Source organism: Shewanella sp. SM20 (assembly GCF_025654545.1).
Taxonomy (GTDB): Bacteria; Pseudomonadota; Gammaproteobacteria; order Enterobacterales; family Shewanellaceae; genus Shewanella; species Shewanella oncorhynchi.
This window is the reverse complement of record NZ_JAKKRK010000139.1, coordinates 1-629: the sequence shown is the minus strand read 5'-3', so window position 1 is coordinate 629 and position 629 is coordinate 1. Positions and strand designations below refer to the sequence as shown.

2 protein-coding genes are annotated in these 629 nt (G+C 46.2%); one reads left to right on the top strand and one right to left on the bottom strand.

From position 1 onward, the window contains the following. The coding region (locus tag L5M18_RS23295) for a transposase (RefSeq protein ID WP_263148818.1) at nucleotides 1-174 on the bottom strand (174 nt) is incomplete at its 3' end. Between the two features lie 154 nt (nucleotides 175-328). On the opposite strand from L5M18_RS23295, the gene L5M18_RS23290 reads away from it, so the two are divergent. Then, nucleotides 329-629: transposase DNA-binding-containing protein (locus tag L5M18_RS23290; protein WP_263198725.1), on the top strand; the 301-nt coding region annotated here is incomplete at its 3' end.

The window sequence follows — 629 nt, the reverse complement described above, 5'->3', positions numbered from 1 at the left end:
TGGTGTGCCACCCTGGCGTTCTAGTTTTAACTGTCTCACCCATTTATCCATAGTGGACTTACCTACGTTCATCGCCTTTGCAGCTTCGATGATGCTATGGTTTTTATCGAGGACTAATTGGGCTGCTTCAAGTTTGAATTCAGCACTAAATGTTTTTCTGGTTGTCGATCTCATGTGTTCACCTAAAGTCATCTACGAGGTAATAATATCACCTCTATTTAGGTGGCCAAAATTAGTGTGCCACTACAGTTTGCCCCGAGGGATTTTTTTGAACCATTTTCAATTACCCTGATCTGATCCTGACCTTTTGTTTCAGATACCACATACCATGTTTTTAAGTGAACCATCACTCTGGGCACARAGCATTTTTCAGCGCGCAMAATTAGGGGATGTACGAAGGACCAAACGGCTTGTACAGTTGGCGGCTCAACTTGCAGCTCATACAGGACAATCTATCGTGCAATCYCTTTCATCCAGTGCAGACATTGAAGCCGCTTATCGCTTTGTCCGTAACGAGCATATCAGTCCGGCAGCGATTGCTGAGGCAGGTTTTGCTGCCACAGTGCAAGCCTGCGAACCATTTGACTGCCTACTGGCGCTGGAAGACACCACGTCGTTGGAGTTCACCC